Annotated in this window: 4 protein-coding genes; 2 read left to right on the forward strand and 2 right to left on the reverse strand. The window is 43.4% G+C overall.

Going from position 1 to position 7,608, the window contains the following annotated elements; translation table 11 throughout:
* Positions 1-355: 355 nt before the first annotated feature.
* Both ISR87_15035 and ISR87_15040 read right to left on the reverse strand, forming a co-directional pair.
* Positions 356-2,335, reverse strand: coding sequence for a hypothetical protein (locus ISR87_15035; GenBank protein MBL7026756.1), 1,980 nt, complete (start codon positions 2,333-2,335; stop codon positions 356-358).
* 1 nt (position 2,336) lies between these two features.
* Positions 2,337-5,348 carry a hypothetical protein gene (locus tag ISR87_15040; GenBank protein ID MBL7026757.1) on the reverse strand — a complete coding sequence of 1,004 codons (3,012 nt, stop codon included), beginning with the start codon at positions 5,346-5,348 and terminating at the stop codon, positions 2,337-2,339.
* 431 nt (positions 5,349-5,779) lie between these two features.
* Between ISR87_15040 and ISR87_15045 the strand changes: the two genes are divergently transcribed.
* Together ISR87_15045 and ISR87_15050 are read left to right on the forward strand one after the other, a co-directional pair.
* Positions 5,780-6,568, forward strand: coding sequence for a DUF72 domain-containing protein (locus tag ISR87_15045; protein ID MBL7026758.1), 789 nt, complete (start codon positions 5,780-5,782; stop codon positions 6,566-6,568).
* 10 nt (positions 6,569-6,578) lie between these two features.
* A complete protein-coding gene (locus ISR87_15050; GenBank protein ID MBL7026759.1) occupies positions 6,579-7,394 on the forward strand; it encodes a ferredoxin--NADP reductase in 816 nt (271 codons plus the stop codon).
* The last annotated feature ends 214 nt before the right edge of the window (positions 7,395-7,608 follow it).

The raw sequence follows: 7,608 nt of genomic DNA on the forward strand, positions 1-7,608 counted from the left end.
ATTACGAATTTTGGGTTTTGCTTTCATAAATCACCATGTTTTGAACTGTTTTTATTGATTTCTGGCAACTTAAGCTTTATTTATCTCTACACAACACATTGTTATTATTATCGTTATATACTTTTACAGGGACGACTAAAATAAAAAGAGGCCATCTCTTGTTATGGACAGCCTTTTTTGAATATCGATTCAGTCTACGTGCTTCGAACTACGACCAGGCAGACAAGGATTAAAGATTTTTGAATACTGAAGTTTGCTCAACTTCTTCAATTTTAAATTTTAAATTTTAAATCTTAAATCAAAAAGAGGCCGCCCTTTTGGGACAGCCTCTTTGGGTTTTAACCATTAAGTAGATTTAAAAGTGCAGGCTGCTCTTGATTCCAACACCAATTCCCTTAGCATTTGAATTCAGTCCATCAAAAAGGGAGAGGGATAACCCAGCTTCCAGCATTCCAAAGTGAAAACCAGTTCCAAATGTATGCACAGGTTCTCCATAACGAGTTTGGTGATAATAACTCACATCCAGCCATTTAGCGGCATATAGATTCAATTGGTAGTAAAGTTCAAGGTCTGGACTATAACCAAATCGAACATCGTCAGTGAACGCCTTCTCAATCCCAAGTCCAAGGATAACCCGAGGTATTGGCTGATAGTATGCTGCCAAATTGAAGACAGTTGGAACTTTAATGCTCAGGGTCTCGTCTGTCCCCAAAACTATTGTCTCATTGCTCTGATACTGTTCTGTACTATCCGTATCGGCACTCCCTGGTGCTGGAATCGCATTCACAAAAGTCCATGCCTCGTGGGTCAAACCGGACCATTTATACTTGGCACCAATATTTTTGAGTGAAACTTGTACTTCAACTTCCTGGTGAATCATAGGCTGAAGATCCATGATGGCACCCAGATCAATACCAAATGTTATATCTGAACCAGTGCTCATAAGATCAAAGTTTTCCGAATTTAAGTTATCCAGATGACCGTCCAGACCTCCTTCAGTCGCCCAACCTTCACCTCTGGTTGTTGTGATAATGGAATCCTCAGTTATGACTTGAGTAAACTCATGATTTACGAAATTAACATAGCCAAGACCCTTATAGGTGTTCAGACCTACACCCACTTTGATTTCGCCATAAGGGGTTTCCAGAGGCTGACCATACGAAAGCGTAAGCTTCCCCATAAATGGAATCGATTCCACTTCCAAACCACTGAGATCAGCGGGTTCATTAAGCAAAACATCTTTAAAGGGTAATCCGAGTAAATCTCCTGGTATCTTCATCTTAGCGTGAGATTGACCGGATAGATTAAAGCTGAAGTTTCCTTTGGAAAACCCAAACAAGGTGGGAAAAGTAGGTGAGATATTGACGACCATATTTTTTCCCTCAAGGGTTGAAAGATAGTCCGCTTTCATGGCTTCATCCCAAATACCACCTACGGTCCACCATTCTTTGTACCAACCAGGTGTGAGCAAAGAATTTCTGAAGCTGACTCTAATGTCAGGAAGGATATTTAGGGTAACTGAATAGTCAAATTCTCTGGCCAGGTTGGCAGGATTCCGAATAAAATCATCCAGGGCTCGGAATTGGCGGTTCCTGATCTTCCTCGTCCTGGTTCGGGCAGCTTGACGGTCCAGTTCTTCTTGATCAACAATGGTTAGTGTTTCTGCCTCAGTCGTATCTTCCATGGCAATTGCCACATATTCTGAACCTGCCTTATCCTTCAGATAGACATCCAGAGCCGCTACGATGGAATCAGCAGGAGCTTCTATGGCAACAACTTTGGTCACCGTATTATAGATCTGCACATGGCTGCTGTCGTCTTTGGTTACCACGACATAGTCAATCCCGCTGCCATCGCTGGCCAGCAGGTGACATACGATATCAAGACAGTCATTCGCACTGATAGCGATCATAGTTGGATCCACAATGGAGATATAGGGGAGTGAGGTAAAATTCATCCCTTCCATTATATCGTTGGTCCAGAAATACAAATTGCCTTCATTTACCAAGCCAGCCAGGGCTGTAGGGGCAGGGTCATTCTGTACCCATTCCATCTCTGGTTCAGGCGTAATGACGGTATCTTCGGCCACGAAAGCAGTTGTATCAGTGGTCATGGAGTCAAGTGTAGCAACCTCCATCAAGGTGCTGTCCATATCTACAGCTTCTGCCTCAACCAACTCTTCGGTCTCAGTTGTATCTGTTTTAATGTCTGCAGCAGGTTCAACTGCTTCTAGAGCAGCTTCCTCAATGGGTGCTTCTGTGGCGGTGCTATCGGTTTGAGCCAATAAAAAACTAGATAGGCTCAGGACTATGAGAATATTGATTAGTGTTTTCATGCTAATTACTCCAACCTGATCCTATAGGGATTTCCTCGCCATGGACCGTGTACGATATGCTACCCCAGGTACGTATGGATAGCGAATCAGTTGTAAAGAATCGTGACGGGATACTATTGCCTCCTTCATCGATTCGTCCAAGGAGTTTTACCTCAGGTTTCAGGAACAGTTTTTCTTCCAGGAGTACCAGCTTATCACTGGTCATTTCCACTGTTGTGATCTCATGTTCAGTTACTCCCACATTCTCAAGGGGTAGTAATTCCAGTGACAACAGGGTGTCAGCAGCGGGGGCAGTTCCCGCTTCAATGGCCAGGCTATCGAAAGCCAGGCTGTCGTTACTGGCCAGCACAACGACGGTGGCACCAAATTCGAACATATTGGTCACATCGGCATAAATTGTAAACTCATCAAGGGTTATCGTGCCTTCTTCGGGTAGTGGTGAATCCAAACTTGTGACATCCATATCCAAACTCGGTGGATCATCTATGATGAGAGAGAGCGGTACATTGATATACATGACAGGACTCATACTTTGACCTCTGGCAATGGTAGAAGCTGTTGTGCCATCACTAATGATGGCCTGGCCGCTTGAAATGATGGATTCAGGATGAATATTCAGCAGATCTGCTGCATCAATGTGAACCACATCATCTTCTGGCATCAGATTGTGAAATATTTCAATTTCTTCAGTATTCCCCAGTGAATCTGTTCCAGAGAGCAGGAGTGATAATTGAATGGGAATATCAAAGGTGCTGTTGAAGTCAATATCAATATTGACATGCTCAAACATGAGGTCAGAAACCATGTCGGGCAGATTAAATGTCACTGTATCTGGATCAATGAGCAGTGTATCTGGTTCGATGATTCCTGTGACACTTGCCATAGCCAGGTTTGTGATATTGACATCAATGAGAATGGAATCTCCAAATGTCAGTGTCATTTCTTCATCATCTGGCAGCGTGACTGTAGACACATAATGAATTGCCTGATCCACACCGGGAACTGCTGCGGTAAAGTTCAGATCATAGTCGGCCATATCGATATGACTGATCTGCGGGTCTTCAGTTGCCTCAAGTCGGAAGCTTGTCCTGAGCATCTCACCGTTGTCCTTGCGAAGAAATTCATCAATCTGGAATTCCACATCTGCCACAACACCAATGTGATTGGTCATGGTCAGAGCGAGATCGCCCGCTTCAAAGTCAGCCACAATCAATTTGGTTGCCTCATTCAAGATAATTTCATTGGAATCAACCATGGCATCCTGACTAAAGAAACCAGTAACAGTGGAGAACTCCAAGTCAGAAACTAGAATCTCCACAAAAATAGAGTCTTCCAGGCCGAAGCGTCCAACTTCCCCAGCTGGTGTAGTAACAATGGTGCTATAGGTCAAAACCTGACTATCCAGATCCATATCCAGGCCATAATCAGAAAGATCAAATTCCAGTACATTCACAGCAGGATTGGGCTCCAGGGTCAGGCTCCCAGTGAGGGGGTTTGATGTGGCATTTTCAATAAGTTCAGGTATGGTCAGGAAAATGGTCGGCAGAGCGTCAAAGCCTACACGGTTGACCTGGTTGTCGACGTTGATGGTAAGTGAACCCTCTGAAATATCAGCGAATAGCAGTGTCGATTCAGATGAAATATTAATCTCACCATCATCTGGAATATTTTGAGCCTCAATGATACCGGTCATTCGGTTGAAAAACAGGTTTTCACCTATCTGATCCCCGTATAGTGAAATTGACACAGAGACCTGATCATCCTCAGTCAAGTTAACCAGATTATCTCCAGTATCCTCTGTGAGAATCTGATAAGAGTATTGGATCTCCTGCAGATCCAACTCCATAGCCAGGAAATAACCTGCAATATCCGTAAGGTCATTGACAGTACCATTTGCAGGGATGGCAATAGAGGTACTGAAAGTCAGTTCATCTGGATCCAGCAGGGAAGCGATGGAGATGACCAAATCCGCATCGACGTTCATGGAATTGTTGATATCAATGGCAAGTGAGCCTGATTTGATGCGTGCACTCTCAATGATGTTTTCAGAATCGGCCATGGTAATAGCGCCAATCTCATCAATGCCCTGACTGGGAACCTTAGCCATTGCACTGGACACAACCAGATTTGATCCAGCTATATCAATATTAAAACTGGATGCCTTCACGGTTGGGTTAATGGTAATAGGTGTACCTGATCCAGCAGTTGAACCGGTTACCAGCACTAGAATACTGCCTGGCAATGTTTTTCCACTTAGATCTAAGATTCTCGAAGAGCTTGCCCCTACAGCGACGGGTGAGTCCCAGGATACTTCGCATCCAGGAATTGTTGTGGTATCCGTTCCAACAATTTGGCGTAAAGCAATGTTGATCGGAGCACCCAACGGTATGGCCATATTATTATTAATAGTTATATCCAGGCTCCCGCTTGTAAAAACTGCTTCTGAAAAATCGGTAAAAGTAAATGGCTTATTTACCGGTGCCAGGTCACCTCCAGGAATTGTTTGCACGGTGCCATCAGCGATTAAAGCAACTGAGGGAACCATTTCGTCTAGGCGGAAGGGATCAGTAGTTGCTGCTGGAATGTCAGCCAGCTCGATTGGTCCCAATGTTGATTCTATAATTTTTTCAATGGGTGCCACATCCACTGCCCCAAAACCACTGGTATGATTAATGGTTGAACCCGTAACCGTCACATCATCCACGGACTGGGAAAATGTTTGGTTAATGTCACCAAAGGCGAGCTGGTCACCCACTTCCTGAGAAGCCATTTCAGTGGTATCACTGTATGCGAAAATGGTACGTTCCCCATTATCACCATAAAGTTGACTGCTGATGTTGTCTTCATCCTCAAGATCTTTCAGATCGACGCTCTCATTGATCAGTGGGAACTCGATAGTATTTGTCCAGGTGGGCGGTTTGGACTCTTGTAGAAGATCGCATGAGGCAAGTGCAAAAAATGCCAGGATGAGCAATCCAGTCTGAAGTTTTTTTGGTGGTGACGTTTGAATCATGTGACCCTCGGTATTTTGGTTCATTATCTAAAATCTGTGTGAAGTAACTGAAATATTTAGCACTTCGCCGGCGTTATATGAGGATTTTTCCCCCTCTTTCGCTTTTAAATCTAAACCTGGTCGGCCTTTTCAGAGTATAAAATATTACCACCTCTGAGCATAAAAGGGATGATAATTGTCGCAATATGGATAGGAATCCACAAGTGGAGGGCACATAACCAAATAATTAACAGACATATATCTCTGCTAATCTGAATCCAATTTAGATTTCAAGTGTAGGGTCATATTGTGAGACGTGTCACAGTATAAATTTAACCATATCTTGCATGGGGATCGGAAATAGAGATTTACCAGTGGAAATCAGGTAACTGAGACTAATTTAATATCATGGGAAATTGGCTGGATCAGGACTGAGAATCAAGTAGCCCTTTATGACTAAAAAAAGTGGAAAAATTGTAATTGGGACCTCCGGTTTTTCATACCCAGACTGGAAAGGTGTTTTCTATCCACCTGGCCTAAAACAGGAGGATTGGTTAAAATTTTATGCTGAGCACTATGAATTTTGTGAGCTGAATTTTAGCTACTATCGTATGCCTCAAATTCAACAGATGGAAAAATTTCTCAACTATCCTTTAAAATTTGCCATTAAAGCCCACAAGTCTATGACCCATGACAGACTGGAAGCCAAGGCTGCCCGGCAAGATTTCTTTGAGGCGGTCACCGTACTCCAGCAAGATGATCATCTGGCTGCCGTCCTGCTTCAGTTTCCATATTCGTTTGCATATACAGCTGAGAATCGTATGTATTTGATGGAATTACTTGAGGATCTAGAGTCGTTGCCCCTGGTTGTTGAGTTCAGACATCCCCAGTGGGTTAGAAATTCAGTTTTTGATGAGTTAAGGAAACACTCCTGGGGGATATCAATGCTGGACTCTCCTCAGATAGAAGGCGGTATGCCAGAATTTGATTCGGTCACATCTGATATTGCCTATTTACGTTTTCATGGACGCAATAAGGAAAACTGGTGGAAGGGCAATAATGTGAGCCGCTATGACTATGAATACAGTCTGAAAGAATTGGAAGCTTGGCTTCCCAGAATTTCCAGCATGGCACAACAGTCTAAAACATCGTATATTTCCTTTAATAATCATGCGAGGGGTCAGGCAATTAAGAATGCAAATCAGCTTAAGACCATATTGAAAAAAGCTGAGCTCATATAAGGGGATTTTCATGGCGGATTTATCGCTCAACGCAATTGTTTCTCAAAAGATCGAAGTTTCACCTGGATTAATAATTCTGCGCATTGTTCCTGAAGGCTGGGAATTACCAGATTACAAGGCTGGTCAATTCACTGTTTTAGGATTACCTGGAACTGCACCACGACATAATTTTTCTGATGAGGAAATTCCCCTCAAAGATGAACATAAGCTAATTCGCAGGGCCTATTCTGTATCATCGGCCTCTGTGAATAAAGAGTATATCGAATTTTACATTACCATGGTACGTTCTGGCGCTCTCACACCGCGCATCTTTGCTTTGGAAACCGGTGATAAAATTTTCCTTTCTCAAAAATTTTCAGGTGTTTTTACACTGGAAATGACGGACCCGGATTCAAACATAGTCATGTTGGGTACAGGTACTGGATTGGCACCTTACATGAGCATGCTGCGAGAGGACTTACCCTGTAACAGTGATCGGAAGTATATCATTGTACACGGTGCTCGACATAGCTGGGATTTGGGCTATCGGTCTGAATTAAATACCATTGCCAATGTGTGCAGCAATTTTACCTACATTCCTGCCATTACTCGACCAAACCTTGAGCATATCGCCTGGGGGGGTGAAAGTGGCTATATCCAGGAACTGTGGGAGCGCAAGGTCATTCAGACAAAATCTGGACTTGAACCCACACCAGAGAATACTCACATATTTCTATGTGGAAACCCCAGTATGATTGACACCATGGTAGAAGTCCTGGAAAAAGAAGGCTATAAGGAACACAGCAAAAAAGCTCCTGGTCAGATTCACCTCGAACGATATTGGTAATATTTAGGAGTACCCGGACATTTCCAGGACCTCACTGTCCGGGGAATTTGACTCTGGGAATCAATTGCCCCGCCTTTTAATGCGGGGGTAAAGAGGCATAAGAAAAAAAGGGTTTTAACCTTGATGCTTTTTGGGCTAAAGCCCCCAGTTAAAAGGTTTTGTACACCCCGGCCTAAAGGCCAGGGTAATTGGTCTGGCCACATCTTTGGGTCAT

The organism is Candidatus Neomarinimicrobiota bacterium (assembly GCA_016784545.1).
Lineage (GTDB): Bacteria > Fidelibacterota > UBA8477 > UBA8477 > JABMPR01 > JABMPR01.